This is a genomic window from Pseudomonas sp. B19125 (genome assembly GCF_044218855.1).
GTDB classification, from domain to species: Bacteria; Pseudomonadota; Gammaproteobacteria; order Pseudomonadales; family Pseudomonadaceae; genus Aquipseudomonas; species Aquipseudomonas edaphica.
Genome location: NZ_CP162589.1, coordinates 2,056,009 through 2,081,560 on the forward strand (window position 1 = coordinate 2,056,009; position 25,552 = coordinate 2,081,560).

The window sequence follows — 25,552 nt, forward strand, 5'->3', positions numbered from 1 at the left end:
TCCTCTTGAGGGCTCGAGTGCGATGAGTATCCGAGATCATCAAGCGATGCAGTGCGATGAGCGGTTCAGGCATTTCTTGATCCGAACCATCATTCCTGCCAAGGACAGCTACGATCATGATAGGACCACAGTCAGGTACTGCCATGAACGCCACGGATGACGCTCATTTTTTGGACCGCCTATTGCGCGGAGAACAAGACGCATATCGTGATTTGGTGTGCACGCATCAGGGCGCAATGAGGGCCATAGCTTATGGAATCGTGGGGCCGCGCCATGCGGACGATGTAGTGCAAGATGCATGGCTTGCGATTGTGAGAGGCATGGGGAAATTTCAGAGACGATCCAGCTTAAAAACCTGGATGCTAAGGATCACGTCGAATACGGCGAAATGTAGATACAAAGCTCGGCGCAGTGAATCGAACTGTATCCCATGTACCTCTTGGGTTGAAGGAAGAAGCGTTTTATTTGTAGATGATCTTTCCTACACTTCGCCTGGGGCGTTGCATGAAGATAGCCCCGAAGCACTTCTGAGCGAATCCGAGCTATATGCTCGAATTAACGTTGCTCTTGAGGCGCTACCGGATCTGCAAAGAAGCGTGTTGATACTGAGAGAGCGCTCTGGATTGGAGCTGGATGAAATTTCTACGCTCCTCGGAATATCGCTGACTAACGTAAGAGTGCTTTTGCACCGAGCGCGTTTAAAGGTTTTTTCGGCAATTGCGGAGTACCAGTCTGTTTTTGATATGTGAGCATCATGGTGATTTCCCAACTGCCTGGATGTTGGCACTCGAAAAATGGTACTGAGATTTCCACTGGAGGTCTGCCATGGCGACTGTAAAAACTGCACTCGTTCTCGCAGGTGGCGGTAGCCTCGGTGCGGTTCAGGTTGGAATGTTGCAAGCTCTTGTGGACGACGGCATTAGATTCGATCTGGTGGTCGGCGCATCTGTCGGGGCCATCAATGGTGCGTATTTCGCAGCCAGGCCGAATGCGCAGGGGATCGCTGAGCTCGCTGACTTCTGGCGGGGTTTGCGAAAGGCGGATGTGTTTCCATTTTCTGTAATCGACACCCTGACGGCAATATTGCGACGTCGTGGATATCTTCTACGCGCTTCAGCGTTACAACACCTGGTGCGCCGGTCGCTGCCGGTGAAATTGATCGAAGATACTGAGTTGCCTTTGTATATCGTCACCACCAATCTGCTCAGCGGTGCTGAAGAGTTACTTTCCAGTGGCAGTGCTGAACAGGCCTTACTCGCCAGTGCAGCAATCCCGCTGGTGTTTCCACCCGTCCGAATAAGTAACAAACTCTTAATTGACGGTGGCGTGGCTAGCAACACACCTATTGCCAGTGCAATCTCACTAGGGGCCACTCGTGTTGTTGTGGTACCAACTGGTTTCGGTTGTGCCTGCCCTAATCCGCCGATCGGGCTCGTTGCATTAGCCTTGCACACACTCAATTTAATGAGCATGCGTCAACTGGTACGTGATATTGAGTTGTACGCTCCGCGGGCGTCTATTCACGTTGTTGCGCCGTTGTGCCCATTAAATGCTTCGGTATTCGATTTCAGCCAAACAGATCAGCTCCTAAAGCGCGCTTACCAGTCGACCCAAACGTGGATTGAGGAAGGTGGGTTAATTCGCACTGGTGTGCCGGATTCGTTACAGGCTCACACCCACACCCAGATATAGGTAAATAGCCCGGGTTTCTAGAAGCGATCGGTCGGTTTCGATTGGCCGATTGCGACGGTTCACGAAAGTTAGATTGAAAGCGAAATTAGAATAACGCCACTTATATAAAACAGGCCCCCACATCGAAGCCAAGTGTGGGGGGCTTTTTTGTGAGGGTGGATACCAGATCCGGTATGGCTGGTATACCAATCCCACCTCAACTGGCTAACACTGAAAAACGGGACGGATTTATTCAATCGCTCACTTCTCTTGGTGGGCCAGTAAGAAAGTGCTTACACCGCTTCGTGGATCAACACAGGGGTGGCCTGCTCGCCACAATAAAGTGACCTCTTAACTGCCTGATATTAGCTGGACACGACCGGTTTATTTCGCAATAAATGTGCAGTTTTTGCACAGATATTGTTCATTCCTGTGTGTATTTCAAACATGAAAGCCCCCCTTAAACTCGACGCCACTCACCCCGTTACGGTTTAAGGAAACGCACAAATGATCAACCCCTCTCAGCAGACCATCCGCGCAATGTCTGGCGCAACACCCGTCACCCAGCTTGACCCAGCCACCACCGCACTGCTGGTCATCGATTTCCAGAACGAATATTTCAACGGCAAGATGCCGATCCCCGAAGGTGCGGCCGCGCTGCATAACGCCCAGTGCCTGGTCGAATTCGCCGACCAGCACAAGATCCCGGTCATTCACATCCAGCACATCGCGCCAGCCGGTTCTGCAGTGTTTGCCCAGGACGGCAACACCGTCGATTTCCACCCACTGATGCAGCCGCGCGCTCAAGACACACTGGTGCAGAAGACCAGCGTCAGCGTGTTCGCCAGCACTGACCTGCACAACCAACTTCAGCACCAGGGCATCCGTACCCTGATCATCTGCGGCCTGATGACTCACGCCTGTGTCGCGGGTGCGGCCCGTGATGGTGCGGCATTGGGCTACGCCATTGTGGTTGCTAGCGATGCTTCGGCGACCCGGGCAATCACCCGTGCCAACGGTGAGTCGGTGACCCAGGACCAACTGCACGCCTCGGCACTCGCTGAGATTGAAGACACTTTTGGTGACGTGCTGACCACGTCCCAGGTCGTCGGCTTGTCTGTGCGCTAACGGTCGGCCTTTCAGCACCCTAATTCAACTCGTCAAACAGGACTGCATCATGACTTGCACATTCGCCACTCCATCGAGCCGCCTTCTGCCCAAGTTGCTCAAGTCAGCCGTCATCGGCCTGGGCTTGATGATGGGCCTCGGCCAGTTTGCTGTCGCCGCCGCAGCACCGGCTAACCCACACCCGACCATTCGCGCCATGTTCGGTGCCAAGCCGGCTGACAAACTGGATGCCAAGACCACCGCACTGTTGGTGATCGACTTCCAGAATGAGTACTACACCGGCCGCATGCCGATCCCGGATGGCATGAAAGCCCTGGAAAACACTCAGCGCCTGATTGCCTTCGCAGACAAGGAGCACATCCAGGTGATCCACGTGCAGCACATCGCCCCAAATGGCGCCGCAGTGTTTGCCAAAGATGGCAAGACCGTGGATTTCCATCCGCTGATGAAGCCGCGCCCACAAGATAAGGTGATTCAGAAAACCACCGTCAGCGTGTTCGCCAGCACCGATATTGATGCCCAGCTGAAGAAAGCCGGGATCAAGACGCTGATCATTTCCGGCCTCATGACCCACGCCTGTGTCGCCGCTGCAGCCCGCGACGCCACGCCGTTGGGCTACGACGTTGTGGTAGCATCCGACGCTACGGCAACCCGCGCCATCACTCGCGCCAATGGGCGTTCGGTGACCAAAGACCAACTGCATGACTCGGCGCTGGCCGAGATCGAAGACACCTTCGGTTCAGTGCTGACCACCGCGCAAATCGTCGCCTTGCCGGTTCACTGATCAGCCTGATCACTCATTGGAGTAACGCCCGCTTCATGAATCAGCTATCTGCCATGCGCGCCTTTCGGTGCATTGTCGAGGCCAAGGGCTTCTCTGCTGCGGCAGAGCGGCTGAACACTACCCACTCGACGATTTCACGGCAGTTGCAGCAGCTGGAACTTGAACTGGGCGTTCAGTTGATCAACCGCAATACCCGACGTTTCAGCCTGACCGGGCCTGGGGAGCAGTACTTCGCAGCCTGTGTCGATATTCTTGACCGCCTCGATGCGGCTACCCAGGCCATGGCACAGGGGCATCAGCGCCCCGAAGGCCTGTTGCGGGTCAGTGTGCCGCTGGTGGTGGGCACGCTGGACTTGCCGCATTGGCTGCCGGGGTTCCAGAAGCGTTATCCCGATATCGAACTTGAACTGTGCTGCGACGACAGATTCGTTGACCTGGTGGCCGAGGGCTTTGATGTCGCCATCCGCATCGCCAGCGCGTTGGGTGATACCACGCTGATCGCCCGCACCTTGACTGTTTCAAAACGCGTGCTGGTGGCGTCGCCTGCCTACATCCACACCCACGGTTTACCGCGCACCGCCCAGGAACTCGACGAGCACCGCTTGCTGAGGTTTGTCGGGGAGGCGTCAGACTGGCAACTCACCTCGGCCCGTGGTGCAACCGTGAGCGTCACGCCCAAAGGCCAATTCAAGACCAACACCATCACTGCCTTGCACGCCGCCACACTGGCCGGCGCAGGCATCGGCTGCTTCACGCATGCGACGGTGCGCAACAACCTGGCGCAAGGGCAACTGGTGCCCATCCTGCCCAACTACTCGATGGGCGAGTGGCGTTATTACGCGCTGTACCCGCAATCCCGGCACTTGGCGCCCAAGGTCAGGGCGTTTGTGGATTACATGGCGGATTTTTACCAGGTGGATGCTAAAGCCGCCGTCTGAGAAAGGAAAAGGACAGATTTATTTGAGTCTTGTCACGGGCTCCATGCGAGGCAATTAAACCCCTGATTTCGGGAGAGACCAGGGGTTTTGTGATCTCTGGAGTTTGAAAGCTGCCGTTTCTAGATCACGCGCCGGGTACATCCATGCGTCGGCCTATGACGTCCAGCAAATCGCAGCCGTCGCGTAACGGGATTGAGCACAGCAGGGCAAAATCACTGAGAACAACGGCATCACTACTGATCTCGCTGCGCAGTGCAAGGTTCTCAAGGACTTGGGTGACGGCACGCAGCCGAAAACTCGCGGCGTCGAGGAGAATTTCCAGGGGGACGGTGGTATCGACAAAAAGGGCAGGGGTGGCGCTGTCGTTGCTGGTGAGGGCTATGTATTGGTTCATGCGTTAAGTCCGTTCACTTAGAGGAATATGAGCCACGCATTTGTCGCCAAACAAAAGGTGGCCGCTGTACGCAGGTTGGCGAACCGGTATAAGAACGGACAAAGACCGGCAGACCCGAAGGTCTCCCACGCACAGCAGCCGTTGAGCAGCTTATTGCGTGCAGGCGCATCCCGCAAATCTGCCGGGAGACTTCTGCCGTCTTAATAGTCGAGTCGCCAAACCCGTTCGCCCTGTGGGCGACCGAGTGACTATAGGCTTTGCAATTTTGAAGCGGCAGGCCGACGCTTCCGAATGAGCTGTAGGACGTTGCCCAAACCCATTTATATGGCTGCCAAAGACGCCATCCTCAATGCCGATGCCGATGATGCACATCCGGAAAATGCGCATGGCTATGCCGCATCACACTGTGAACATGCACATGACTGTGCGGCTGCGCCGGGTCCCACTCAAACCCGTGCTCATGCTGATGATGTTCATCATGCACATGCCGATGCCCATGTTCCGTCGCTTCATGCAGATGCTCATGGGCATGCCGCTCCGTCAGGTGCAACCACACGCCCACGGCCATCAACGCTGATGCAATCCAGAACGCCACCGTTACCGATTCCCCAAACATCAGCAGGGCAACAGCCGCGCCGAGGAACGGCGCCGTCGAGAAGTAAGCGCCCGTGCGTGCACTGCCCAACCCGCGTAACGCCAGCACAAACATGACGAGGCTGATGCCATACCCCAAAAACCCAACCAACAAGATCGGCGCCAGCTGTGCCACACCCGGTATCTGCGCGCCGAGGTAAAGCGCCAGGCTGCCATTCACCAGCCCGGCTATCAAGCCCTTGGCGCCGGCGATAAACAGCGCGTCCGAGGCCGAGACTTTGCGCGTCAGGTTGTTATCAATCCCCCAGCACACGCACGCCAGCGCCACGGCAAACGGCCCGGTCCAGTCGTTGCTGGCGCCGCCGCCGTCGGACCATGACAGCACCACGCCGCCCAGCACGATCGCGAGCATGCCGAGGACGATGCGGCGGTCGGCGTTTTCTCTGAACACCAGCCAGGCGATCACGGCGGTCAGTACCGATTCAAGGTTGAGCATCAGGGAGGCGGTCGCGCCGGCGGTGCGCGTGAGGCCGAACATCAAGGCAACCGGGCCGAGGATGCCACCGAAGGCGATGGCGCCGAGCAGCCAGGGCCATTCAGCACGGGTCAGCCCGCTGGGTTTCCAGCCGCGATCACGGATAAGGCGCACGCAGGCCAGGCCGAGACCGCTGCCGAGGTAGAGCAGGCCGGCGAGCAGTACGGGCGAAAGGTTCAGGCCGAGGCTTTTGGCGAGCGGGGTGCTGGCGCCGAACAGGGCGGCGGCGGCGAGTGCGTAAACGATGCTGAGGTTCATGGGCCATCCTCGAAAGGTTGACCCATGATACGTCGCTTGCCAGGGTCAGCGCCCTGACAACTTTATATTTACTGCGCGGTTTTCAGCTTGATCACATCACCCGAAATCTTGGTGGTGTAACCGTTCAGTACCCAGGCCCAGAACCATTTTTCCTGCACTTGAGTGTTGATCAGCGCGTCGCCGCCTTTGGCCTTGATGGCGGCATCCTGGGCGCGCACGAAGCGGTTGTTCTGGCCGATCGGGATGACGCCGAGCAACATGATGCCGGTGGCACTGCCTTCACTGTGGCCCAAAACGGTGTATTGGCTGCTGTCGTACTGCGGGGATTTGATGGCGGTGCCGGTGCAGCCTGCGAGGGTGAAACCGAGAACAGCTGCTGCAACTACTTTACTGACGTACTTCACTGTGAAACTCCATGGACTGACCCTCGGGATTCAATTCTCGAGGGGGCGCTACTTTAAATCCTACATTGGCAGATTGAAATCAATTACCCGGATGTTTCATTTTCAGGCCTGCACGTACACCCACGCTGTAAGACCCGAAGCCAGCGCGACGGACACACGCTTATAGTCCGACACCTCATACGTATCCGCTGCCGCCAGTTCCTGCTCATTAATCTGAAAGACCATGCCTTCAACGCTGGCAGCCTTTTCCTCGGTGGGCGCGACAATCGGGTGATGGGTCTTGCCGCTGGTGGCGAGCACTTGCGGGTCGGTAATTTCTACCCAGCTTTGCGCATAGCCGAGCATGGCGTCGTGCTGGCCGACCAGTTCCCGGCCGAAGTTGGCGAGTTGCACGGCTTTGTCCTGCAAGGTGCCGTAGGAAAACAGCAGCACGGGAAATTGGGTGGAGCCTTCCATGGATGTTCCTTAAGCGAGTAGGTCTTCGTAAAAAGCGCCGTAGGGCTTGCTCGGGTGGGCGATCTGGATTTCCAGAATCCACAGCCCGGCATTCGGGTAATGCTCGAAATCGCCCAGGTCGCCGCCGCGATGGATGGCATGGGGGAAGTCGCTGACGCGGTGGCCTTTGATGTCGAGGTTCAAGCGCCAGCCCATGGCTTGGGCTTGCTCTTGGGCGTAGCGGTAAAGCTCAAGGCCTGCCACGTGGTCATTGTTCCAGCGTGATTGTACGCGGTCGAACAGCGCCTTGGCGGCGTTGGCGCAGGCGATCATGTCCGCGTCGTTGCCAACGGTGAAGGTGGCTCCGGCGTCGCCTTCATGGCCTTGCCACACGGCGCCCATGTCGATGAGGAAGATATCGTTTTCAGCCAGCACCGGGTCGCCTTCGGAGCGTTGGTTGAAAGCCTTGAGGGTGTTGGCGCCGAAACGCACCAGCAGCGGGTGCCAGATGCGTTGCATGTCGAGCTCAGTGAGTACCTGTTTGCCCAGCTCGCGAGCCTCGGATTCAAGCATGCCGGGGCGGATGCGTTGGGCGAGGTGTTCGATGGCTTGCCAGGTCATGGCTTGGGCGTAGCGCATGGCGTCGATGCTGTAGGCGGCGCCCACGGCTTCTTTGGGTTGTGCAGTCACCGGTGTTCCCTCGCAGTCAGGCTGTGCTGGTCGTTATGCGTTTTACTATATAGCGATGCCGAGATGGAACCCAACCCTTAAAACACCACAGATCAAATGTGGGAGCAGGCAAGCCAGCTCCCACATGCTGTCAGAGGTGCAGCCAGGCCAGGCTACCCAGCACCATCGCCACTCCACCTGCGGTGTAGGACAGGCGCTTGAGCCACTCTTTACGCGTCAACAACGTAATCGCCGCCAACGAAATCGCGATCTGAATCGCGGTCATTGCCTGTGCCCAGCGGTGATGCTGGTGCAGTGCCTCTTCGGATTTCTGGTCCCATTCCTTGGATGTCGCCTCAAGCTTCTCGGCCTGTTTGCGCACCTCCTCCTTCTGGCCCTTGTAGCGCTCGATTTCGTCCTTGTAATGCGCGGCATCTACACCCGGAATATGCGTGGCCAGCTCCGCCAGGTTCTGGCGGCTGGATTTGGCCTGGTAGTAGTTCCACTGGTTGGCGGCTTCGGTCTTGATGATGGCGGCGTTGTTCTTGTCCATGGCCGCTTCGCTTTCGGTGGAGCCGGCCTGGTAGCTGAGCATGGCACCCAGGGTGGCCATCAACGCGGTCATTACGGCGATGCGGCTGGCGAAATTGTCACCGCGCCCGTGCGCATGTTCGGTGGTGTGTTCGATGTGTTTTTCGTGGGGGCTGGGGACTTCGAAGGCTTCGGACATGGGGGCGTCTATGAAGGGACTGAGGGAGACTGATTCTTTACCAGTGAAGCTGTCTCAATCCTGTACGTAACGCTGCAAACCTTGCACCAGCGCGTCGAATGTCACCCGGCAGCGCGGGCTGTTGCGCAGGTCTTCGTGCATGGTCACCCAGGTGTCCAATTTGAGCGCAAAGCCATCGGGCAGTACCCGGCGCAAACGCGGGTCGCGCTTGGCCAGTTGCACCTGGCAGCCGCCGATACCGGCACCGGCGCGGATCAGCGCCAATTGCGCCAGGTCGCTGTCGCTGCTGATGGCGAAGGCGCTGCGTTCAAAGCCCTTGATCGCCAGGCTGCGGATAAACGCGTTTTCCTGGTCGAAGCCGATCACTGAATGGCCAGCCAGGTCTTGCATCTGCAAAGGGGCGCCCTGCAGTTGCAGGTAATCGTCGCGGGCGTGCAGTCCCACTTCGATCAGGCCGACGCGCTGCGCCAGCAGTTGCTCCTGGCTGGGGCGGACCATCCGCACGGCGATGTCGGCCTCCAATTGCAGCAGGTCGCTGAGGCGGTTGGTCAGCACCAGTTCAACCCGCAAGTGCGGGTGCTCGCGGCGCAATTGGGTGATGATCGGCGGCAGTACTTCCACGCCGACCACCTCGCTGGCCGACACCCGCACCACCCCGCGCACTTCATCGCCGTGGGCAGACGCGGCGCGCTCCAGGGCGGCGGCGGTGCGTTCCATGGTTTCGGCATGGGCGCGCAAGGTGTGGGCCACCGCCGTCGGCAACAGCCCGGCAGGCGAACGGGTAAACAGCACCACGCCCAGTTCGGCTTCGAGCGCAGCGATGTGCCGGCCCACCGTAGGCTGTGTGATACCGAGCTGCCGCGCGGCACCCGATAACGATCCCTCCTTGAGTACGCCAAGGAACGACCGGTAAAGCTCCCATCCAATAGTCGATGCCATGCATAAATGTATAGCGGCAGGATGGTCTTCGGCAATTTATCTATAGCAAGGCTGCACACACAATGGCCTCACCAACTAATGTAGGAGAAGGTCATGAGCAAGGTTCTGGTGCTGGGGGCAACCGGCGGGATCGGCGGTGAAGTGGCGCGGCAACTGCACGCGGCAGGCTGGGAGGTGTGTGCACTGACGCGGGATGTGGGCAAGGCGCGCCGCGCGAATGCCGACTTTTCCTGGATCGAGGGCGACGCGCTCAACCGTGATGAGGTACGCGCCGCGGCCCGTGGTTGTGCGGTGATCGTACATGCCGTCAACCCACCGGGTTACCGCAATTGGGCTGAGCTGGTCATGCCGATGATCGACAACAGCATTGCGGCGGCCATCGCCGAGGGCGCTACGATTGTGTTGCCGGGCACGGTCTACAACTTCGGGCCGGATGTGTTTCCGGTGCTGTATGAAGATTCACCGCAGCACCCGCAAACGCGCAAGGGGGCTATCCGCGTACAACTCGAGCAGCGTCTGGAACAGGCGTCCCGCCGTGGCGCCCGTGTGTTGATTGTGCGCGCCGGGGATTTTTTCGGCGCTCGGGTGGCCAACAACTGGTTTGCCCAAGGCTTGATCAAACCCGGTAAACCGGTACACGCCATCAGTTATCCGGGCTCACCGGGTGTGGCGCATCAATGGGCTTATTTGCCGGATGTGGCGCGCACCATGGTCGAGTTGCTTGAACGCCGGTCAACCCTGGAGGCTTTTGCGCGCTTTCATATGGCCGGGCATATGGACACGGATGGCACGCAGATGACCCAGGCGATCCAGCAGGTGGTGTTGCGCAGGACGGGCCAGCAACCACGCGTAGGTCGTTTCCCATGGTGGTTGCTGAAAGTGGCCGCGCCCTTTGTCGTCACTCTTCGCGAAATGCAGGAGATGCGTTACCTGTGGCAAACCCCATTGCGTCTGGATAACCAGCGCTTGGTCGCGGCTTTGGGGCGCGAGCCGCACACGCCGCTGGAGCAGGCGGTGGAAGCTACGTTGCTCGGTCTGGGGTGTTTGCCTGACGCTGTCTGATCAAGCGTACATACACCGCACTGTTGATCAGCAACACCACGGCGCCCAGCCCCAGTTGAATCTGTGGGGTCAGCCCGGCCGGGTAGATCAGCGTAAGAATGTAATGCTCGATAAAACCGCCGCCATAACCGTCCTGCCCGGCGAGGTGGCGCAGCAGGTTCTCCCAGCGGGTCAGCGGGCAGGGCAGGTGGAACACTTCCACTGCCACGCCCCAGGCCGCGGCGGGCAGGTGCAGCCACATCACCGGCCGCCACTTGAGGGCCAGCAACCCGCCAAACAGCACGAACAGGATAAAACACAGGTGGAACAGCACCAGGCTGTCGGCGGCAATGCGATAGAGCATGAAGAGGTTCGCTTTTATCAAGGCTGGAGGTGAGTTTGCAGGTAGTCGATAAACACGCGCAGCTTTTTCGGTGTGTTGCTGCGGTTGAAGTCATACAAGTACAGCGCATTGTGGGCACCTTGAATAGCGCCGCAGGGTGGAGGGCCGCCAAGGTTGCTTACCTACGCTGTAGGCCGCTATTGTGCTGAAACCTTTTAGTCCTTCCCCAAGGTGCTGTTGCGATGAATGTACCGCGTACTCCAGTCGGTCCGATCAAGGCCGTGATTTTCGATATGGACGGGTTGTTGCTGGACACTGAAGGTATCTACACCGAAGTTACACAGATTATCGCCGAACGCTACGGCCGCACCTACGACTGGGGCATCAAGCAGCACATCATCGGCCGGGGCGCTCAGGACCTGGCTGAATATGTGGTGAAGGCGCTGGACTTGCCGATCACCCCGGCAGAGTTTCTGCTGATTCGCGAACCGCTGATGAGCGAGCGTTTCCCCAAGGCCTTGGGCATGCCGGGTGCCGAAGCGCTGGTGCGACATTTGAAGGCGCACAACATCCCGATTGCCGTGGGCACCAGTTCGTCGCGCAATTCGTTTGGCCACAAGACCACCTTGCACCGTGAGTGGTTTGGCTTGTTCGGCACGATCGTCACCGCCGATGACCCAGAAGTGGGTGCCGCCAAGCCCGCGCCGGATATCTTCCTCACTGCCGCCCGCCGCTTGGGTGTCGCGCCCGAGGATTGCCTGGTGTTCGAAGACTCGCCGTTCGGCGTGACCGCCGCCAAGGCCGCCCACATGACCGCCATCGCCGTGCCCGATGAAGCCATGGCCGACAGCAAGTACCAGCATGCCGACCAGATCATCCGCAAGCTGGCGGACTTCGACCTGGCGGCCTACGGCTTGCCACCAATGTCCTGACCCAACACGGTCAAAAAAATGTGGGAGCTGGCTTGCCTGCGATGGCGTCCTCAAGATCGCCATCGCAGGCAAGCCAGCTCCCACATTTGGTTATGCGCTGAAACCACCATCAATGGTCAAGCTCGCGCCCGTGATGTAACCCGCCTCCGGGCCAGCCAGATACGCCACGAAGCTGGCAATCTCCTCCACCTGCCCATACCGCCCAACCGCCATCAACCCCATCAAACTCGCCGCAAATTCACTGTCCGCCGGGTTCATATCGGTATCCACCGGCCCAGGCTGCACATTGTTAATGGTGATGCCACGCGGTCCCAGATCCCGTGCCAGGCCCTTGGTCAGCCCCACCAGCGCAGCCTTGCTCATCGCATACGGCCCGCCACCGCCAAAGGGCATGCGCTCGGCATTGGTGCTGCCGATATTGATCACGCGGCCGCCTTCACCCATGTGTTTGGCCGCTTCCTGAGTGGCGATAAATACACTGCGCACATTGATCGTCAGGGTCTGGTCGAAGTCTTCCAGCTTGAAATCTTCCAGTGGCGCGATGGCCAGCACACCGGCGTTGTTCACCAGGATATCCAGGCGCCCAAAGGCTTCGACGGTGGCGTTGACGGCGTTGCGAATCGCCGTGGCATCGGCACTGTCGGCCTGAATGGCCAAGGCTTTGCCGCCTGCGCTGATCACGCTGTTTTGCAGTGCCTCGGCCTTGGCGGCAGAGCTGACGTAGGTAAAAGCAACGGCTGCACCTTGCGCTGCCAGACGTTTGACGATGGCGGCGCCAATACCGCGGGAACCGCCCTGGATCAATGCAACTTTGCCGCTGAGATTGTGTGTGGTCATGTCGTTCTCCAAGTAGTTGATGGACCGAGTATCGGCCTCACCCACCCAAGCCGGTAGACCGTGATTGCTATAGTCTGTGTAAACCAAAAGTTTAGAGTGGTCGATATGGAGAGCTTTGGCAGTATCGAATGTTTTGTGCGCAGCGCCGAAGGTGGCAGCTTTGCCGAAGCCGCCCGGCATCTGAGTTTGACCCCGGCGGCAGTCGGTAAAAGCGTCGCGAAGCTGGAAGCACGCCTGGGTGTTCGGCTGTTTCAGCGTAGCACCCGGCGGCTGACGCTGACGGAAGCCGGCAAGCTGTTTCTCGAAGAAGTCAGCGCCAGCCTCACCACCATCCAGAATGCCGTGGCTAACTTGGCCAGCGCCGAAGGGCGGCCGGTGGGCACCTTGAAAGTCAGCATGGGCACGGTGGTGGGGTGTTTGTACATCGTGCCGTTGCTGGGCGAGTTTCTGAAGCGCTTCCCGGGTATCAGCCCCGACTGGCATTTTGATAACCGTCAGGTCGATCTGATTGGGCAGGGCTTTGACGCCGCACTGGGCGGTGGGTTTGAGCTGCCTCAGGGGGTGGTCGCACGCAAGCTCGCGCCGGCGCATCGAGTGCTGGTGGCCTCGCCCGATTACCTGACGGCACATGCGGAGGTTGTGCAGCCGGCAGACCTTGAGCACTGCGATGGCATCCTGATTCGTTCGCCACAAACCGGCCGTGTGCGTTCCTGGCAACTGACCGGTCGCCACGGCGAGCACGGCCCGTTGAACCTCAAGGCGCGCATGACCATGAGCGATTCCCAGGCGGCCTGCGTCGCGGCAGACCAGGGGTTGGGCATTGCGCTGGTGAGCATGCCGTTTGCCGTGCCTTGGCTGGCGAGCGGTAAATTGGTACGCGTACTGCCCGATTGGTATGTCGACGACGGCAACATCTCTATCTATTACGCCGAACACAAACTGCTGCCCGGCAAGACCCGAGCATTTGTGGATTTCATCATCGAGCAGTTTGCCGAGCAGAAACTGGGGCAAGTGTTCAGCGCGATTTGATCACTACCATCTACCGAGTCGCGGCCATCGTCTGTAGTAAGGCGCCCGTTGTGGCGAGCAGGCTTGCCCTGCGTTGGGCTGCGAAGCAGCCCCAAATCCAGGCGCTGAGTACTTTCAGAAGGAACTTCAGTGTGTTTACTGGGGCCGCTGCGCAGCCCAACGCAGGGCAAGCCTGCTCGCCACAGGAGAATATGGATGCCTTCAGCGGTGGCCTGGCCAGCCGATCACTTTCTTCGGCCGTGGTGTTGCGTAAGTCCTGATCTTCGACGTCGACAACCCCAGGCGCACCAGCGATTCGGCAATGGTTACCGCCGCCGTGACGCCGTCTACCACCGGCACGCCGGTACGCTGGCGAATCTGCTCATCCAGCCCGGCCATGCCGCCGCAGCCCAGGCAGATCACTTCGGCCTTGTCATCGCGAATGGCCAACTCCGCCTCGCGCACGATGGCTTCCATGGCGGCCAGCGGGTCTTCTTCCAGCTCCAGCACCGCCATGCCGCTGGCGCGCACCGAGGCGCAGCGTTGATAGAGACCTGCGAGTTTCAGGCGGTCTTCGATCAACGGCACGGTGCGGTCCAGGGTGGTGACCACCGAATAGGCATGGCCCAGAAACATCGCCGTGCTGGCCGCCGCTTCGGTGATGTCCACCACCGGCACGTTGAGCAATTCCTGCAAGCCTTCACGGCCATGTTCGCCGTAGCCGGCCTGGATCACCGCATCAAACGGTTGGTCGTAGGCCATCACCCGGTCCATCACGGCGATGGCGGCCAGGTAGCTTTCAAAGTTGCCTTCCACCGATTCGGCGCCAAAGTACGGGGTAAGCCCGACGATTTCGGTGCCTGGTGAAGCCACAGCCCGCGCCTGCTGGGCGATGGTGTCGGTGATTGACGCGGTGGTGTTGACGTTGACCACGAGGATGCGCATGGAATGTCCTTGATTAATGACTGGCGTTATCGACTGCAATGCTTTCGCCGCTGACATCGGCGTAGAACGTTTGGCGCTTGGCGATCAGCAAGTACAACAGCCCTGCAATACCGGCGCCAAACAGCCAGGAAAACGGTGCGACGCTGGCAAAACCGGGCAACAGTGCCAGCAGAATGGCGATGATTGCCGCAGGAATAAACGCCGCGACCGCGCGTAAATTGACCCCACGGCTGTAGTAATAAACGCCATTCGGGTCTTCGCTATACAGTTGCAGTACATCCACCTGGCTTTTACGGATCAGCCAATAATCGACCATGATCACCCCATACAACGGCCCCAGCAGCGCACCCAGCCCGGAGAGGAAATACACGATCACCAGCGGGCTGTTGTAGAGGTTCCACGGCAGGATCAGCACCGCCACGGTGGCGCTGATCAGCCCGGCCCGCCGGAAGTTCAGGTACTTGGGCGCCAGGTTGCTGAGCACAAAGGCTGGCGCGACAAAGTTGGCCATGATGTTCACCGCCACGGTAACGATCAGGAACGCCAGGCAGCCGAGCACGAGGAAGAAGGTATTGGGGATGGCCGCAATGATTTCGGTCGGGCTTTCGATCACCCGGCCATTGAGCTGGAATTGCCCGCCGCAGAGCAACACGGTGATCGCGGCAAACACCAGGATATTTACCGGCAAACCCCAGAAGTTACCGACCAGGATGGTCTTGCGGCACGGCGAGGAGCGCGCGAAATCGCAAAAATTGAGGATCAGCGTGCCATAGATGCTCAGCCACAGCGCGCCACCGGCAAAGATGTTGCGCCACATCTCACCACCGCTCAAAGGCTCGCGGATCGACCAGGCAATATTGCCGCCGACCTGGAAGTACATCCAACCGGCCAGCGAAGCCACGGTCACCAGAATCACCGGCCCGGCGAAGGCTTCATAGCGGCGCACCATTTCCATGCCGTACGCCAGGATCGCCAGTTGCACAAACCAGATCGTGATGAAACACGCCCAACCCAAGGTCGACAGGCCGAGAATGGAGTTGTGGTCATAGTCGGCAAATCCTGGATGAATTGCCGACAGCAACACACGGAAAACCACCGAGGCCAGGTAGGTCTGGATACCAAACCAGGCGATCGCAATCACCGCACGGATCAGCGCCGGGATCTGCGCACCATGTATGCCGAAACTGATACGGCTGATCACCGGAAACGGCACGCCGGTTTTCTGGCCCATAAACCCCGACAAGTTCATGAAGAAATACACCAGCGCTGCGCCGATCCCCAGGGACAGCAGAATCTGCCAGCCGCCGAGGCCCAGCGCATACAAGCCGATGGCAAACGAATAGTTGGCGATGTTGTGCACGTCGTTGGTCCACAACGCGAAGATGCTGTAGCGCCCCCAGCGTCGGCCTTCGGCTTTGGTGGGAGCCAGGTCCTTGTTATGCAGGCGCGGGCTGAGCACCAATGGGCCGGGGCTTGCGGCCTCGAGATTCAGGGCGGAGGAGGGCAGATCCAGTGCGATGTCATTCGAGAGGCTTGTACGCATTCCGGCAGGCTCCGGCGCATCTGCAGGAACGCTGCAGATGGCAAAGTGTATGTATGTTTTGTATTTATTGTATACAAAGAGCAATTCACCTTAAGCCACATGCGTGCCAGTTTTGGGTCTATGAAAATCAGGGTTAATTTCGTTTTTATAGGTCTGTTGAATAAATTGCTGAATTAAAAGCAATATAAATTGACCGATTGAACAGGTATTTATTTTTTGTGGGGAGGCGCTTTATTTAAGAGGGAAGCAGCGTTAGGAAATGAGTGTTACGTTTTGGTGCGGGAGAATACGGATTGCACACATAAATGGCACTTATGGTTACATTAGTGTGTACATTTTTATGGGCTGCCCAAAACAAAATGTGGGAGCGGGCTTGCCCGCGAAGGCGGCTTCTCAGCCGACTTATAAGTGACTGATCCACCGCAATCGCGGGCAAGCCCGCTCCCACATTTTACCGCGTCAGCCCTCAAGCCTTGCTGATGATATTCCCGGCATGCAGCCCGCATTCCTTCTGCGTGGCTTCTTCCCACCACCAGCGGCCTTCGCGCTCATGCTGGTTAGGCAATACCGGGCGGGTGCAGGGCTCGCAGCCGATGCTGATAAAACCGCGCTCATGCAGGCTGTTGTAGGGCAGCTCCAGCATGCGGATATAGCCCCAGACTTCCTCGCTGGTCATCTGCGCCAGCGGGTTGAATTTGTACAGGGTGCGCTCCGGGGTGGAGAACGCTGTATCGATCTCCAGCGCCGCCACCTGGCTGCGGGTGCCGGGGCTCTGGTCGCGCCGTTGGCCGGTGGCCCAGGCGTTTACGCCGGACAGTTTGCGCCGCAGCGGTTCGATCTTGCGCACGCCGCAGCATTCACCATGGCCGTCTTTATAGAAGCTGAAAAGGCCCTTTTCCTTGACGAAGGGTTCCAGCTTGCTCTGGTCCGGCGAGATCAGCTCGATGTCGATTTTGTAGAAGTCGCGCACCTGCTCGATAAACCGGTAGGTCTCCGGGTGCAGACGGCCGGTGTCGAGGCTGAACACCTTGACGTTCTTGCTCAGCTTCCAAGCCATATCGACCAGCACCACATCCTCGGCACCGCTGAAGGAAATCCACAGGTCATCACCAAACTGGCTGAATGCCAGCTTGAGAATGTCCTGAGCGGATTTGTTGGCATAAGTCGCGGCGAGTTCAGCGACGTCGAAGGCTTGGTTCATCAGGACGGTTCCTACAGGTCAGTGGCGCTGAGCGCTCTATAGGGGAGTGATGGTATCAAAATCCGCTCTGCGTTGCGGCGCCGCGCTTGAATCGCTAGAGTTCGGCAGTCCTTTTGCTCGCTCAACTAACAACATTTAATAGGAGTGTCTTGTGGAAATTGCCTGTCTCGACCTGGAAGGGGTGCTGGTTCCGGAAATCTGGATCGCCTTCGCCGAAAAAACCGGTATTGAATCCCTGCGGGCCACCACCCGTGACATTCCCGACTACGACGTGTTGATGAAGCAGCGTCTGCGCATTCTTGACGAGCATGGCCTCAAACTCGCCGATATCCAGGAAGTAATCGCGACCCTCGAGCCGCTGGACGGCGCCATCGAGTTCGTCAACTGGTTGCGCGAACGCTTCCAGGTGGTGATTCTGTCGGACACCTTCTACGAATTCTCCCAGCCGTTGATGCGCCAGCTGGGTTTCCCGACCTTGTTGTGCCACCGCCTGATCACTGATGAAAATGATCGAGTGGTGAGCTATCAACTGCGTCAGAAAGACCCTAAGCGCCAATCCGTACTGGCGTTCAAGACCCTTTACTACCGCGTGATCGCCGCTGGCGATTCCTACAACGACACCACGATGCTGGGTGAAGCTGACCGTGGGATTCTGTTCCATGCGCCAGAAAACGTGATTCGCGAGTTCCCGCAGTTCCCGGCGGTGCATACCTTTGAGGACTTGAAGAAAGCGTTCATCAAGGCGTCGAATCGGCAGTTGAGCCTGTAAGTGACTCAGTGCTGTTGATGGCCCCATCGCAGGCAAGCCAGCTCCCACACTGAATGCGGTCAACCTGTGGGAGTTGGCTTGCCTGCGATGAGGCCAGTGCGGCCACTGCCTAAACCCCGGCCAGTAACCGCTCATATGGAATGCTCAAGCCTTCATGCAGCCGCTTGATCATCGACAGGCTCAGCTTGCGCTTGTGGTTCAGCACCTCTGACACCCGCCCACTGGTGCCGATAAAGGGCTCCAGATCACGGGCAGTCATGCCTAATTGCTCCATGCGAAATCTGATCGCCTCCACTGGGTCCGAAGGCGGCATGGGAAAGTGTTCCGCCTCGTATTTCTCAATAAGCACGGCAAGAATTTCCAGCTCGTCACCCTCTGGCGAGCCAATGTCCGCGCCCCAAAGCTGCTCCACACGCGCAAGCGCAGCGGTCAGGTCTTCCTGGGAATGAATAGGTTTGATGTTCATCACACGGTCTCCGCGTTGATCTGGTCGTACTGCATATGGGTTCCCACGAAACGCACGAACCCCAGCTGTCGTTGATAGTCGATCGCCATGATCACTCGATACTTGTTGCCGCCCACGTTGAAAACAACTCTGCCGCCCTTGAGAATGCTCGCCGTTCCAAGCTCTGCCTTGAGCGCCTGTGGCGTTGTGTAAGTGGTCCTCTCCATATGGCGATACAGTTCGACCAGCGGTGTCTTGGCATCGGTATAAGCGCGATGGCTTTCCCAGAATGTCCTTAAGGTAGAGAGGGCGATTATCCGCATCGCTGCTCCCTCCCAATTTGGGAGATGTTAGGTGGGGTTCGTGTGAGATGCAATCCCGGAAATAATTTCTGACGAGTAGGCATTCGCTTCATGTGATCCTTCACAGGTGGCGGGTGGACGGTCTGAGCCGGACGCTATCCGCCCGCTCATACTGCGTCCACAGCCGTTCTGATTCAGGTTTTTTCTGTCACTGGGCGCCGCGTACGAGCGCCAGGAAAGGCGGGGTGCTACAGGTTTTCCAAAGTGTGTAACAAGACCCGCACCTTGGTCAGTGACTCTTGATACTCCGCCTCCCACTCCGAATCCGCCACGATCCCGCCACCGCCCCAGCAGTTCACGTGCCCATCCTTGACCAGCAAACTGCGGATGGCGATGGAGCTGTCCATCTCGCCGCGTACATCCAGATACACCAGCGAGCCGCAGTACAACCCGCGTCGGGTCGGCTCCAGCTCATCGATGATCTGCATCGCGCGAATCTTTGGCGCGCCGGTGATGGAGCCGCCAGGGAAGCTGCCGGCGATCAGGTCGAGGGCGTCTTTGTCGTCGGCCAGCACCCCCGTCACGCTGCTCACCAAATGGTGCACATTGGGATAACTTTCCAGGCTGAACAACTCCGGCACTTTCACCGAGCCGGTGCGGCAAGTGCGGCCGAGATCGTTGCGCAGCAGGTCGACGATCATCAGGTTTTCGGCGCGATCCTTGGCGCTGGCCAGAAGTTCGGCGGCGTTGGCGGCGTCTTCTTCAGGCGTCAAACCCCGCGGGCGGGTGCCTTTGATTGGGCGGGTTTCGACCTGGCGTTTGCTGATCTGCACGAAGCGTTCCGGCGACAGACTGAGTACCGCGCCGTCATCGGGCAGGCTCTGAAACCCGGAAAACGGGGTAGGGCAGGCCTCGCGCAACGCGCAATACGCCACCCAGGGATCGCCGCTGCAGGGCGCGCGAAAACGTTGCGCAAAGTTGACCTGGTAGCAGTCGCCCGCCTGGATGTAGTCCTGAATACGCGCGATGGCCTCTCGGTAGGCCTCGGGCGTGAGCTCCGGTGCCATGGGACCGTTGAGCTTGAAGGTGTCAGATGATTCAGCAGCAGGTTGCCCGAACAGGTTGACCAACCGCAGCCGTTCGCTGTCGGCCAGCGTGGGGTGAAAGACCAACTGGCTGGTCTGTGCCTGGTGATCGCTGATCAGCGCCCAGGCATACAGCCCGAAGCGCGCATCCGGCAGGTGCAGGTCATCCACAGCCCAATCAGGCATTTGCTCCAAGTGCCGGCCAAAGTCATAACTCAAGTAGCCAATCAGGCCGCCAGCAAACGGCAGCGCATAACCTGCAGGCAGATCCGCTTCGCCCAACTGCGTCAGGTTGGTCCGCAAGCGTTGCAGGAAATCACCGCCACTTTCGTCAGGCGCAACCGTCAATGTCGCTCGCGGCCAGGCGCTGAGCAAGTCATAACGCCCGCGTTCGGCAGCCGGGCGGCCACTGTCGAGCAGCACTGCGCCAGGGGCATGACGAATCGCCGCAAAGTAGTCGGCGGGGTTGGCCCGGTAGGGCATCGGGTGTACGGAGCAGGTCGACATTGCAGGGTGGATCAGCTGTTGGCGTGGGGGTGGCGATTGTAGTCCCCTGAAGGGTTTGGTCCTAGAGGGGATGTCGGTGATAGCTGGATAGAGGTGTTGCTTGTCAGAAAGCTATCGCAGGCAAGCCAGCGCCCACTGGTTGATCGCGTGTGGGAGCTGGCTTGCCTGCGATGAGGCCATCAGCCTTCTACCGCAGGAATATGCCCAAACATTTCCTGCACAAACTTCACCCGTTCTTCCGCAGTTTCGGTCACGCCAGCCGCTTTGAGTTCGTCCAGTCGCGCTTCAACCGCATGGGTACGCAACGTCAAACCGCAGTCGTTAGCGATCTGGATATTCAGCCCCGGTCGCGCATTCAGCTCCAGGATCAACGGACCTTTTTCCTGGTCCAGCACCATGTCCACGCCGATATAGCCCAGCCCGCACAGCTCATAGCAGCCGGCCGCGAGCTTCATGAACCCGTCCCAGTTGGGCAGCTGCACGCCATCCACCGCGTTGGTGGTGTCGGGGTGTTTGGTGATGATGTTGTTCAGCCAGGTGCCGCGCAGTGTCAGGCCGGTGGCGAGGTCCACACCCACGCCAATCGCGCCCTGGTGCAGGTTGGCCTTGCCGCCGGACTGGCGGGTCGGCAGACGCAGCATGGCCATCACCGGGTAGCCCATCAGCACGATAATGCGGATATCCGGCACGCCTTCGTAGCTGATGCTCTTGAAGATCTGGTCGGGCACCACGCGGTATTCGATCAGTGCGCGGTCGCGGTGGCCGCCCAGGGAGTACAAACCGGTGAGGATGCTGGAGATCTGGTGCTCGATTTCTTCATGGCTGATGATCTTGCCGGACACCGTGCGGTAGCGCCCTTCAAACCGGTCGGCTACCACCAGGATGCCATCACCGCCGGCACCCTGGGCCGGTTTGATCACGAAGTCGCTGCGCCCACCGATGATATCGTCGAGCTTGTCGATTTCCTTCTCGGTGGAAATGATCCCGTACATCTCGGGCACATGGATGCCCGCCGCAATCGCCCGTTCCTTGGTGATGATCTTGTCATCCACGATCGGGTACAGGCTGCGCTTGTTGTACTTGAGCACGTAGTCGGCGTTACGCCGGTTGATGCCCATGATCCCTCGTGCTTCGAGGGCCTTCCAGGTTTTCCAGAAGCCGAACATTACGAATCAGCCTTGAGGAAGGCCTTGAAACGCACCAGCTCGGTCAGGCGATAGCCGCGATAGCGACCCATGGCCAGCATGAAACCCACCAGGATCAACAGGATGGCCGGGAAGGTGAACACAAAGTAGACCAGCTCCGGCACGCTCATGATGATGTGCGCCAGGGCGGCGGCGAACAGTGTGCCCACGGCCACTTTCAACGCATGGTTGGCGCCACGTTCTTCCCAGGTGATCGACAGGCGCTCGATGGTCATGGTCAGAATCACCATCGGGAACAGTGCTACCGACAACCCGCGTTCCAGGCCCAGCTTGTGGCTGAACAGGCTGATGGCCGCAATCAGCACCACCACAAAGGTCAGCACCACCGAGAGCCTCGGCAGCATCTGCAGCTTCAAGTGTTCCAGGTACGATCTGAGCGACAGGCCCAGCGCGGTGATGATAGTAAACAGCGCAATGCCGAAGCCCAATTGCGTCTCGCGAAACGCCAGGGCGATCAGTACCGGGGTGAAGGTGCCCAGGGTTTGCAGGCCGATCAGGTTGCGCAGGATCAGAATCACCAGCACGCCGATGGGGATCATTACCATGATCATGAAGGTTTGCTGGGTTTGCAGCGGCAGGCCGTACAACGAGTATTCGAGGAAATTGGCGTCGGTGTTTTCGTCCGTCAGCTTGGCCAGGCGAATCGCGTTCATCTCGCTGTTGTTGAGGCTGAAGGTCACTGCGGCCTTCTTGCCGCCATCCACCGTGATCAGGTTTTCATCGCCGGTCCACCACAGCAGCCGGTCGGACGGCAGGCCTTGCTCGCCGGTTTCCGGGTTGAAGTACAGCCAGTCATTGCCGTTGAAGCTGCGCAACCACAGTTCCGGAGTTTGCGGCTGGTCGGCGACTAGCCGGATGGTGTGGACTTTTTCCACCGGCACATGGGCGATGGACAGCAACAGTTCGACGATCTTGGCTTTGTGTGGCGTGGACGGGTCGCCCGCCAGCAATAGCTTTACATTGTCGTCGTTGAGGTTGTTGGTGCGCTTGATCGCCTCGGTGATAAAGGTCTCGACGTCGGCCGAATGCTGGCGGATCGGCGCCAGCAGGGCTTCGGCGGCGATTTTTTCCGGGCCTTCCACAGCGATGCTGTCACGGAAGGTCGGGCCTTTGACCTTGACCTTTTCACCGCTGTAGCGCTTGGTCAGCACCAGGCGGTAATACAGGGTCTGCTTGCCTTTGGCCCGGCGCGCCGACCAGGTGACCTTGCGGTTGCCGTCGGTGCGGTTGACGCTCACGCCGTAGTTATTGGAAATAAAGCTTTCATTGAGACTGACGAAGTCGCGGCTCAGGGGCGGCACGAACATCGAGATCTTCACCGGGTCCTTGGGGTTGGCGACGAACTCGACCTTGGCGTCGATGTTCCACAGGTCGTCGGTGGCGTCTTCGGTGACGGGAATTCCCAGCACGAAAATCTGATAGGCGGTGACCGAAATACCCAACACCACCAGGATGGTGATCAGGATTCTCAGGTGCAGGGTCAGAGAGCGCATTCGGTTTACTCGGCGGTATGAGCGTCGGCGGCGCAGGCGGGTTTGCCCGCTGCGTATTTAAGACTGGGGTCGACCAGCGCATCAAAGCGTTTCAACGCTTCGGAGCCGATCAGCAGCGGGTATTGGAAGGCGCTGCGGTCAGTCAAGTTCACTTCGATGCTGCGTAAAGCGGTGCCCATGCAGATATCCAGGGAGATCACTGGGCGGGCGGTGTAGTTCTTGTCCTCATCGGGGTCGTAGTCACCGGCGCGGCGCTTGATCTTGCTGACGCGGGCCAGGGGGCGTTCGATGGGGTGGGAATGGGCGGTGTCGATGGCGAGATAAAAGCGTACCCAGGATTCGCCGTCGCGCTTGAAACGCTTGATATCGCGGGCGCTCAACGAGGCAGTCTTGGCGCCGGTGTCGAGTTTGGCGGCGACTTCCAGGTCGATGCCGGCCAATTTGGCGTATTCATTCAGGCCATACACGGTCTTCTCGGCGGCAACGCCAAGGCCAGGTATGCACAGTAGGCAAATAAGAAGGAAGGGCTTGAGTCTCATAGATCCTGACGCGGTGCAGTGCGATGTTTAATTCAAGGCGACTGGCATTGCTGCGCAAACTCCCTCGTGCGCCGTTTCATCAAGTGATGTCAGGCAAAAGCGGCGGGCATTCTAACATGATGCTTTTCTGGCGCCAGCGCTGGCAGGCGGCCATGCCCAGCGAAGGTGCGGCAAGGGTTATTAGATGATTGTCGACAATATGGATTTATTCTTTGACTAATAAGGCTTGATTGGCTAGTTTTTGCGACATTGCTTTTAAAGGTGTCGACAATATGCTGGATCAGCTGGAAACTCCGGTGGTGTCGCAAGACGATTCCCAGACCATGTCAGAGAACGTCTTCCGGCGTATCCAGGCCGCCATCGTCAAGGGTGAAATCGCTCCCGGCAGCAAGATCTCCGAACCGGAACTGGCGCGCACCTACGGCATCAGCCGTGGCCCGTTGCGTGAGGCTATCCACCGCCTCGAAGGCCAGCGCCTGCTGGTGCGTGTGCCTCATGTGGGCGCAAGAGTGGTGTCCTTGAGCCATGCCGAGCTGATCGAACTGTATGAAATCCGCGAGTCCCTGGAAGGCATGGCCTGCCGCCTGGCCGCCGAGCGCATGACCGACGCCGAAATCGAAGAGCTGCGCCAGGTGTTGCACACCCATGAGCGCGACGAAGCGTTCCAGGCGGGCCTGGGCTACTACCAGCAGGAGGGCGACTTCGATTTTCATTACCGGATAATTCAAGGCGCCGGTAACCGCACCCTTACCCAAATGCTCTGCGGCGAGCTGTACCAATTGGTGCGCATGTACCGCATCCAGTTCTCCGCCACCCCGAATCGTCCACGCCAGGCTTTTGCCGAGCATCACCGCATTCTTGACGCGATTGCCGATCGCGACGGTGAACTGGCCGAGTTGTTGATGCGCCGCCATATCGGCGCTTCCAAACGCAATATTGCCCGTCATTTCCCGGACGGCGCTCCTTCATCACGAGGTGAGTCATGAGTTCCAACAATAAAACCACTCCAGGCCAGCGTTTTCGTGACGCCGTTGCCAGCGAACAGCCCTTGCAGGTGGTTGGCGCAATCAATGCCAACCACGCGCTGCTGGCCAAGCGTGCCGGTTTCAAGGCGATTTATCTGTCAGGCGGCGGCGTAGCTGCCGGTTCCCTGGGCGTGCCGGACTTGGGCATCACCGGCCTGGACGACGTACTCACCGACGTACGCCGCATCACCGACGTGTGCGACCTGCCGCTGCTGGTCGACGTCGACACCGGTTTCGGCTCCTCGGCCTTTAACGTGGCGCGCACCGTCAAGTCGATGATCAAGTTCGGCGCCGCCGCCATCCATATCGAAGACCAGGTCGGCGCCAAGCGTTGCGGGCATCGCCCGAACAAAGAAATCGTGTCCCAGCAGGAAATGGTCGACCGCATCAAGGCCGCCGTAGACGCGCGCACCGATGACAGCTTCGTGATCATGGCGCGCACCGACGCGCTGGCGGTTGAAGGCTTGGAGTCGGCGCTGGAGCGTGCCGCCGCCTGCATCGAAGCCGGTGCCGACATGGTGTTCCCGGAAGCCATCACTGAGCTGGAGATGTACAAGCTCTTCGCCTCAAAGGTAAAGGCCCCGATCCTGGCCAACATCACCGAGTTCGGTGCAACCCCTCTCTACACAGTCGATCAACTGAAATCTGCCGATGTTTCCATCGTGCTGTACCCGCTCTCGGCTTTCCGCGCCATGAACAAGGCTGCCGAGAACGTCTACACCGCGATCCGTCGCGACGGTACGCAACAGAACGTCATCGACACCATGCAAACCCGCATAGAGCTTTACGATCGCATCGACTACCACACCTTCGAGCAGAAGCTCGACGCGCTGTTCGCCGCGAAAAAGTAACG

Annotated in this window: 29 protein-coding genes; 11 read left to right on the forward strand and 18 right to left on the reverse strand. The window is 58.9% G+C overall.

Annotated features, from left to right (window positions below):
• The first annotated feature begins 143 nt into the window (after positions 1-143).
• The 5 genes from AB4P96_RS09490 (at position 144) to AB4P96_RS09510 (ending at position 4,521) form a co-directional block, all read left to right on the forward strand.
• Positions 144-749 (forward strand): RNA polymerase sigma factor, encoded by a 606-nt coding sequence (locus AB4P96_RS09490; RefSeq protein ID WP_170039323.1) that lies wholly within the window; start codon positions 144-146, stop codon positions 747-749.
• Between the two features lie 76 nt (positions 750-825).
• Positions 826-1,692, forward strand: coding sequence for a patatin-like phospholipase family protein (locus AB4P96_RS09495; RefSeq protein WP_170039321.1), 867 nt, complete (start codon positions 826-828; stop codon positions 1,690-1,692).
• 486 nt (positions 1,693-2,178) lie between these two features.
• Positions 2,179-2,799 carry a cysteine hydrolase family protein gene (locus AB4P96_RS09500; RefSeq protein ID WP_170039319.1) on the forward strand — a complete coding sequence of 207 codons (621 nt, stop codon included), beginning with the start codon at positions 2,179-2,181 and terminating at the stop codon, positions 2,797-2,799.
• Positions 2,800-2,848: 49 nt separating this feature from the next.
• Positions 2,849-3,583, forward strand: coding sequence for an isochorismatase family protein (locus AB4P96_RS09505; protein ID WP_170039317.1), 735 nt, complete (start codon positions 2,849-2,851; stop codon positions 3,581-3,583).
• Between the two features lie 35 nt (positions 3,584-3,618).
• Positions 3,619-4,521, forward strand: a complete 903-nt coding sequence (locus AB4P96_RS09510) for a LysR family transcriptional regulator (RefSeq protein WP_170039315.1) — start codon at positions 3,619-3,621, stop codon at positions 4,519-4,521.
• Positions 4,522-4,645: 124 nt separating this feature from the next.
• Here the strand turns inward: AB4P96_RS09510 and AB4P96_RS09515 are convergent, their stop codons facing one another.
• The 7 genes from AB4P96_RS09515 to AB4P96_RS09545 form a co-directional block, all read right to left on the reverse strand.
• Positions 4,646-4,915 (reverse strand): short-chain dehydrogenase, encoded by a 270-nt coding sequence (locus tag AB4P96_RS09515; protein WP_170039313.1) that lies wholly within the window; start codon positions 4,913-4,915, stop codon positions 4,646-4,648.
• Between the two features lie 346 nt (positions 4,916-5,261).
• Positions 5,262-6,302: a DMT family transporter gene (locus tag AB4P96_RS09520; RefSeq protein ID WP_236460254.1), complete on the reverse strand. Its 1,041-nt coding sequence runs from the start codon at positions 6,300-6,302 to the stop codon at positions 5,262-5,264.
• A 68-nt stretch (positions 6,303-6,370) separates the two neighbouring features.
• On the reverse strand, positions 6,371-6,706 hold the full coding sequence (locus tag AB4P96_RS09525) for a hypothetical protein (protein ID WP_017138311.1): 336 nt from the start codon (positions 6,704-6,706) through the stop codon (positions 6,371-6,373).
• Between the two features lie 102 nt (positions 6,707-6,808).
• A complete protein-coding gene (locus AB4P96_RS09530) occupies positions 6,809-7,162 on the reverse strand; it encodes a gamma-glutamylcyclotransferase family protein (RefSeq protein WP_395600710.1) in 354 nt (117 codons plus the stop codon).
• A 9-nt stretch (positions 7,163-7,171) separates the two neighbouring features.
• Positions 7,172-7,831, reverse strand: coding sequence for a M24 family metallopeptidase (locus tag AB4P96_RS09535; protein ID WP_395600711.1), 660 nt, complete (start codon positions 7,829-7,831; stop codon positions 7,172-7,174).
• A 130-nt stretch (positions 7,832-7,961) separates the two neighbouring features.
• Positions 7,962-8,540: a DUF4337 domain-containing protein gene (locus AB4P96_RS09540; protein ID WP_017134636.1), complete on the reverse strand. Its 579-nt coding sequence runs from the start codon at positions 8,538-8,540 to the stop codon at positions 7,962-7,964.
• 54 nt (positions 8,541-8,594) lie between these two features.
• The gene (locus AB4P96_RS09545; protein WP_169984998.1) at positions 8,595-9,479 is read right to left on the reverse strand and encodes a LysR family transcriptional regulator; all 885 of its coding nucleotides are present in this window, start codon (positions 9,477-9,479) and stop codon (positions 8,595-8,597) included.
• Positions 9,480-9,572: 93 nt separating this feature from the next.
• Here AB4P96_RS09545 and AB4P96_RS09550 point away from each other — a divergent pair, with 93 nt between their 5' ends.
• A complete protein-coding gene (locus tag AB4P96_RS09550) occupies positions 9,573-10,541 on the forward strand; it encodes an NAD-dependent epimerase/dehydratase family protein (RefSeq protein ID WP_017134638.1) in 969 nt (322 codons plus the stop codon).
• Here the strand turns inward: AB4P96_RS09550 and AB4P96_RS09555 are convergent.
• Positions 10,501-10,884, reverse strand: coding sequence for a DUF2784 domain-containing protein (locus AB4P96_RS09555; RefSeq protein ID WP_017134639.1), 384 nt, complete (start codon positions 10,882-10,884; stop codon positions 10,501-10,503). The two genes, AB4P96_RS09550 and AB4P96_RS09555, sit on opposite strands and share 41 nt — an antisense overlap.
• Positions 10,885-11,105: 221 nt before the next feature.
• On the opposite strand from AB4P96_RS09555, the gene AB4P96_RS09560 reads away from it, so the two are divergent.
• On the forward strand, positions 11,106-11,795 hold the full coding sequence (locus AB4P96_RS09560) for an HAD-IA family hydrolase (RefSeq protein WP_169984992.1): 690 nt from the start codon (positions 11,106-11,108) through the stop codon (positions 11,793-11,795).
• Between the two features lie 90 nt (positions 11,796-11,885).
• Here the strand turns inward: AB4P96_RS09560 and AB4P96_RS09565 are convergent, their stop codons facing one another.
• Positions 11,886-12,632 carry a 3-oxoacyl-ACP reductase family protein gene (locus AB4P96_RS09565; RefSeq protein ID WP_099548784.1) on the reverse strand — a complete coding sequence of 249 codons (747 nt, stop codon included), beginning with the start codon at positions 12,630-12,632 and terminating at the stop codon, positions 11,886-11,888.
• 105 nt (positions 12,633-12,737) lie between these two features.
• Between AB4P96_RS09565 and AB4P96_RS09570 the strand changes: the two genes are divergently transcribed.
• Complete coding sequence (locus tag AB4P96_RS09570) at positions 12,738-13,661, forward strand: LysR substrate-binding domain-containing protein (RefSeq protein ID WP_395600712.1); 924 nt, start codon at positions 12,738-12,740, stop codon at positions 13,659-13,661.
• Between the two features lie 201 nt (positions 13,662-13,862).
• On the opposite strand, the gene AB4P96_RS09575 is transcribed toward AB4P96_RS09570, so the two are convergent.
• From AB4P96_RS09575 to AB4P96_RS09585, 3 genes are all read right to left on the reverse strand, one after another.
• On the reverse strand, positions 13,863-14,585 hold the full coding sequence (locus tag AB4P96_RS09575) for an aspartate/glutamate racemase family protein (protein WP_099548786.1): 723 nt from the start codon (positions 14,583-14,585) through the stop codon (positions 13,863-13,865).
• A 13-nt stretch (positions 14,586-14,598) separates the two neighbouring features.
• Complete coding sequence (locus AB4P96_RS09580) at positions 14,599-16,128, reverse strand: NCS1 family nucleobase:cation symporter-1 (protein WP_017134732.1); 1,530 nt, start codon at positions 16,126-16,128, stop codon at positions 14,599-14,601.
• 466 nt (positions 16,129-16,594) lie between these two features.
• Positions 16,595-17,329, reverse strand: coding sequence for a phosphoadenylyl-sulfate reductase (locus tag AB4P96_RS09585; protein ID WP_236460260.1), 735 nt, complete (start codon positions 17,327-17,329; stop codon positions 16,595-16,597).
• Between the two features lie 151 nt (positions 17,330-17,480).
• Between AB4P96_RS09585 and thrH the strand changes: the two genes are divergently transcribed.
• Positions 17,481-18,098, forward strand: a complete 618-nt coding sequence (gene thrH, locus AB4P96_RS09590) for a bifunctional phosphoserine phosphatase/homoserine phosphotransferase ThrH (RefSeq protein WP_236460261.1) — start codon at positions 17,481-17,483, stop codon at positions 18,096-18,098.
• A gap of 109 nt (positions 18,099-18,207) precedes the next feature.
• Here the strand turns inward: thrH and AB4P96_RS09595 are convergent, their stop codons facing one another.
• The 6 genes from AB4P96_RS09595 to AB4P96_RS09620 form a co-directional block, all read right to left on the reverse strand.
• Positions 18,208-18,564, reverse strand: a complete 357-nt coding sequence (locus AB4P96_RS09595; protein WP_099548788.1) for a type II toxin-antitoxin system HigA family antitoxin — start codon at positions 18,562-18,564, stop codon at positions 18,208-18,210.
• Complete coding sequence (locus AB4P96_RS09600) at positions 18,564-18,866, reverse strand: type II toxin-antitoxin system HigB family toxin (RefSeq protein WP_099548789.1); 303 nt, start codon at positions 18,864-18,866, stop codon at positions 18,564-18,566. The genes AB4P96_RS09595 and AB4P96_RS09600 overlap by 1 nt, the downstream gene beginning before the upstream one ends.
• A gap of 227 nt (positions 18,867-19,093) precedes the next feature.
• Positions 19,094-20,437 (reverse strand): aminodeoxychorismate synthase component I, encoded by a 1,344-nt coding sequence (gene pabB / locus AB4P96_RS09605; RefSeq protein WP_395600713.1) that lies wholly within the window; start codon positions 20,435-20,437, stop codon positions 19,094-19,096.
• 179 nt (positions 20,438-20,616) lie between these two features.
• The gene (locus AB4P96_RS09610; RefSeq protein WP_395600714.1) at positions 20,617-21,603 is read right to left on the reverse strand and encodes an alpha-L-glutamate ligase-like protein; all 987 of its coding nucleotides are present in this window, start codon (positions 21,601-21,603) and stop codon (positions 20,617-20,619) included.
• The gene (locus tag AB4P96_RS09615) at positions 21,603-23,135 is read right to left on the reverse strand and encodes an inactive transglutaminase family protein (RefSeq protein ID WP_017134739.1); all 1,533 of its coding nucleotides are present in this window, start codon (positions 23,133-23,135) and stop codon (positions 21,603-21,605) included. The genes AB4P96_RS09610 and AB4P96_RS09615 overlap by 1 nt, the downstream gene beginning before the upstream one ends.
• Positions 23,136-23,140: 5 nt before the next feature.
• Positions 23,141-23,674, reverse strand: coding sequence for an ATP-dependent zinc protease (locus AB4P96_RS09620; protein ID WP_017134740.1), 534 nt, complete (start codon positions 23,672-23,674; stop codon positions 23,141-23,143).
• Between the two features lie 272 nt (positions 23,675-23,946).
• Here AB4P96_RS09620 and AB4P96_RS09625 point away from each other — a divergent pair, with 272 nt between their 5' ends.
• On the forward strand, positions 23,947-24,660 hold the full coding sequence (locus tag AB4P96_RS09625; RefSeq protein ID WP_017134741.1) for a GntR family transcriptional regulator: 714 nt from the start codon (positions 23,947-23,949) through the stop codon (positions 24,658-24,660).
• Positions 24,657-25,550 carry a methylisocitrate lyase gene (prpB, locus tag AB4P96_RS09630; RefSeq protein WP_395600715.1) on the forward strand — a complete coding sequence of 298 codons (894 nt, stop codon included), beginning with the start codon at positions 24,657-24,659 and terminating at the stop codon, positions 25,548-25,550. Before AB4P96_RS09625 ends, prpB begins: the two co-directional genes overlap by 4 nt.
• Positions 25,551-25,552: the final 2 nt, after the last annotated feature.

Bases quoted from the DNA above. Each gene is read 5' to 3' on its own strand.
- AB4P96_RS09490 (WP_170039323.1), top strand. From the start codon at position 144: ATGAACGCCACGGATGACGCTCATTTTTTGGACCGCCTATTGCGCGGA.
- AB4P96_RS09495 (WP_170039321.1), top strand. From the start codon at position 826: ATGGCGACTGTAAAAACTGCACTCGTTCTCGCAGGTGGCGGTAGCCTC.
- AB4P96_RS09500 (WP_170039319.1), top strand. From the start codon at position 2,179: ATGATCAACCCCTCTCAGCAGACCATCCGCGCAATGTCTGGCGCAACA.
- AB4P96_RS09505 (WP_170039317.1), top strand. From the start codon at position 2,849: ATGACTTGCACATTCGCCACTCCATCGAGCCGCCTTCTGCCCAAGTTG.
- AB4P96_RS09510 (WP_170039315.1), top strand. From the start codon at position 3,619: ATGAATCAGCTATCTGCCATGCGCGCCTTTCGGTGCATTGTCGAGGCC.
- AB4P96_RS09515 (WP_170039313.1), bottom strand. From the start codon at position 4,915: ATGAACCAATACATAGCCCTCACCAGCAACGACAGCGCCACCCCTGCC.
- AB4P96_RS09520 (WP_236460254.1), bottom strand. From the start codon at position 6,302: ATGAACCTCAGCATCGTTTACGCACTCGCCGCCGCCGCCCTGTTCGGC.
- AB4P96_RS09530 (WP_395600710.1), bottom strand. From the start codon at position 7,162: ATGGAAGGCTCCACCCAATTTCCCGTGCTGCTGTTTTCCTACGGCACC.
- AB4P96_RS09540 (WP_017134636.1), bottom strand. From the start codon at position 8,540: ATGTCCGAAGCCTTCGAAGTCCCCAGCCCCCACGAAAAACACATCGAA.
- AB4P96_RS09545 (WP_169984998.1), bottom strand. From the start codon at position 9,479: ATGGCATCGACTATTGGATGGGAGCTTTACCGGTCGTTCCTTGGCGTA.
- AB4P96_RS09550 (WP_017134638.1), top strand. From the start codon at position 9,573: ATGAGCAAGGTTCTGGTGCTGGGGGCAACCGGCGGGATCGGCGGTGAA.
- AB4P96_RS09555 (WP_017134639.1), bottom strand. From the start codon at position 10,884: ATGCTCTATCGCATTGCCGCCGACAGCCTGGTGCTGTTCCACCTGTGT.
- AB4P96_RS09560 (WP_169984992.1), top strand. From the start codon at position 11,106: ATGAATGTACCGCGTACTCCAGTCGGTCCGATCAAGGCCGTGATTTTC.
- AB4P96_RS09565 (WP_099548784.1), bottom strand. From the start codon at position 12,632: ATGACCACACACAATCTCAGCGGCAAAGTTGCATTGATCCAGGGCGGT.
- AB4P96_RS09570 (WP_395600712.1), top strand. From the start codon at position 12,738: ATGGAGAGCTTTGGCAGTATCGAATGTTTTGTGCGCAGCGCCGAAGGT.
- AB4P96_RS09575 (WP_099548786.1), bottom strand. From the start codon at position 14,585: ATGCGCATCCTCGTGGTCAACGTCAACACCACCGCGTCAATCACCGAC.
- AB4P96_RS09580 (WP_017134732.1), bottom strand. From the start codon at position 16,128: ATGCGTACAAGCCTCTCGAATGACATCGCACTGGATCTGCCCTCCTCC.
- AB4P96_RS09585 (WP_236460260.1), bottom strand. From the start codon at position 17,329: ATGAACCAAGCCTTCGACGTCGCTGAACTCGCCGCGACTTATGCCAAC.
- AB4P96_RS09595 (WP_099548788.1), bottom strand. From the start codon at position 18,564: ATGAACATCAAACCTATTCATTCCCAGGAAGACCTGACCGCTGCGCTT.
- AB4P96_RS09600 (WP_099548789.1), bottom strand. From the start codon at position 18,866: ATGCGGATAATCGCCCTCTCTACCTTAAGGACATTCTGGGAAAGCCAT.
- pabB (WP_395600713.1), bottom strand. From the start codon at position 20,437: ATGTCGACCTGCTCCGTACACCCGATGCCCTACCGGGCCAACCCCGCC.
- AB4P96_RS09610 (WP_395600714.1), bottom strand. From the start codon at position 21,603: ATGTTCGGCTTCTGGAAAACCTGGAAGGCCCTCGAAGCACGAGGGATC.
- AB4P96_RS09615 (WP_017134739.1), bottom strand. From the start codon at position 23,135: ATGCGCTCTCTGACCCTGCACCTGAGAATCCTGATCACCATCCTGGTG.
- AB4P96_RS09620 (WP_017134740.1), bottom strand. From the start codon at position 23,674: ATGAGACTCAAGCCCTTCCTTCTTATTTGCCTACTGTGCATACCTGGC.
- AB4P96_RS09625 (WP_017134741.1), top strand. From the start codon at position 23,947: ATGCTGGATCAGCTGGAAACTCCGGTGGTGTCGCAAGACGATTCCCAG.
- prpB (WP_395600715.1), top strand. From the start codon at position 24,657: ATGAGTTCCAACAATAAAACCACTCCAGGCCAGCGTTTTCGTGACGCC.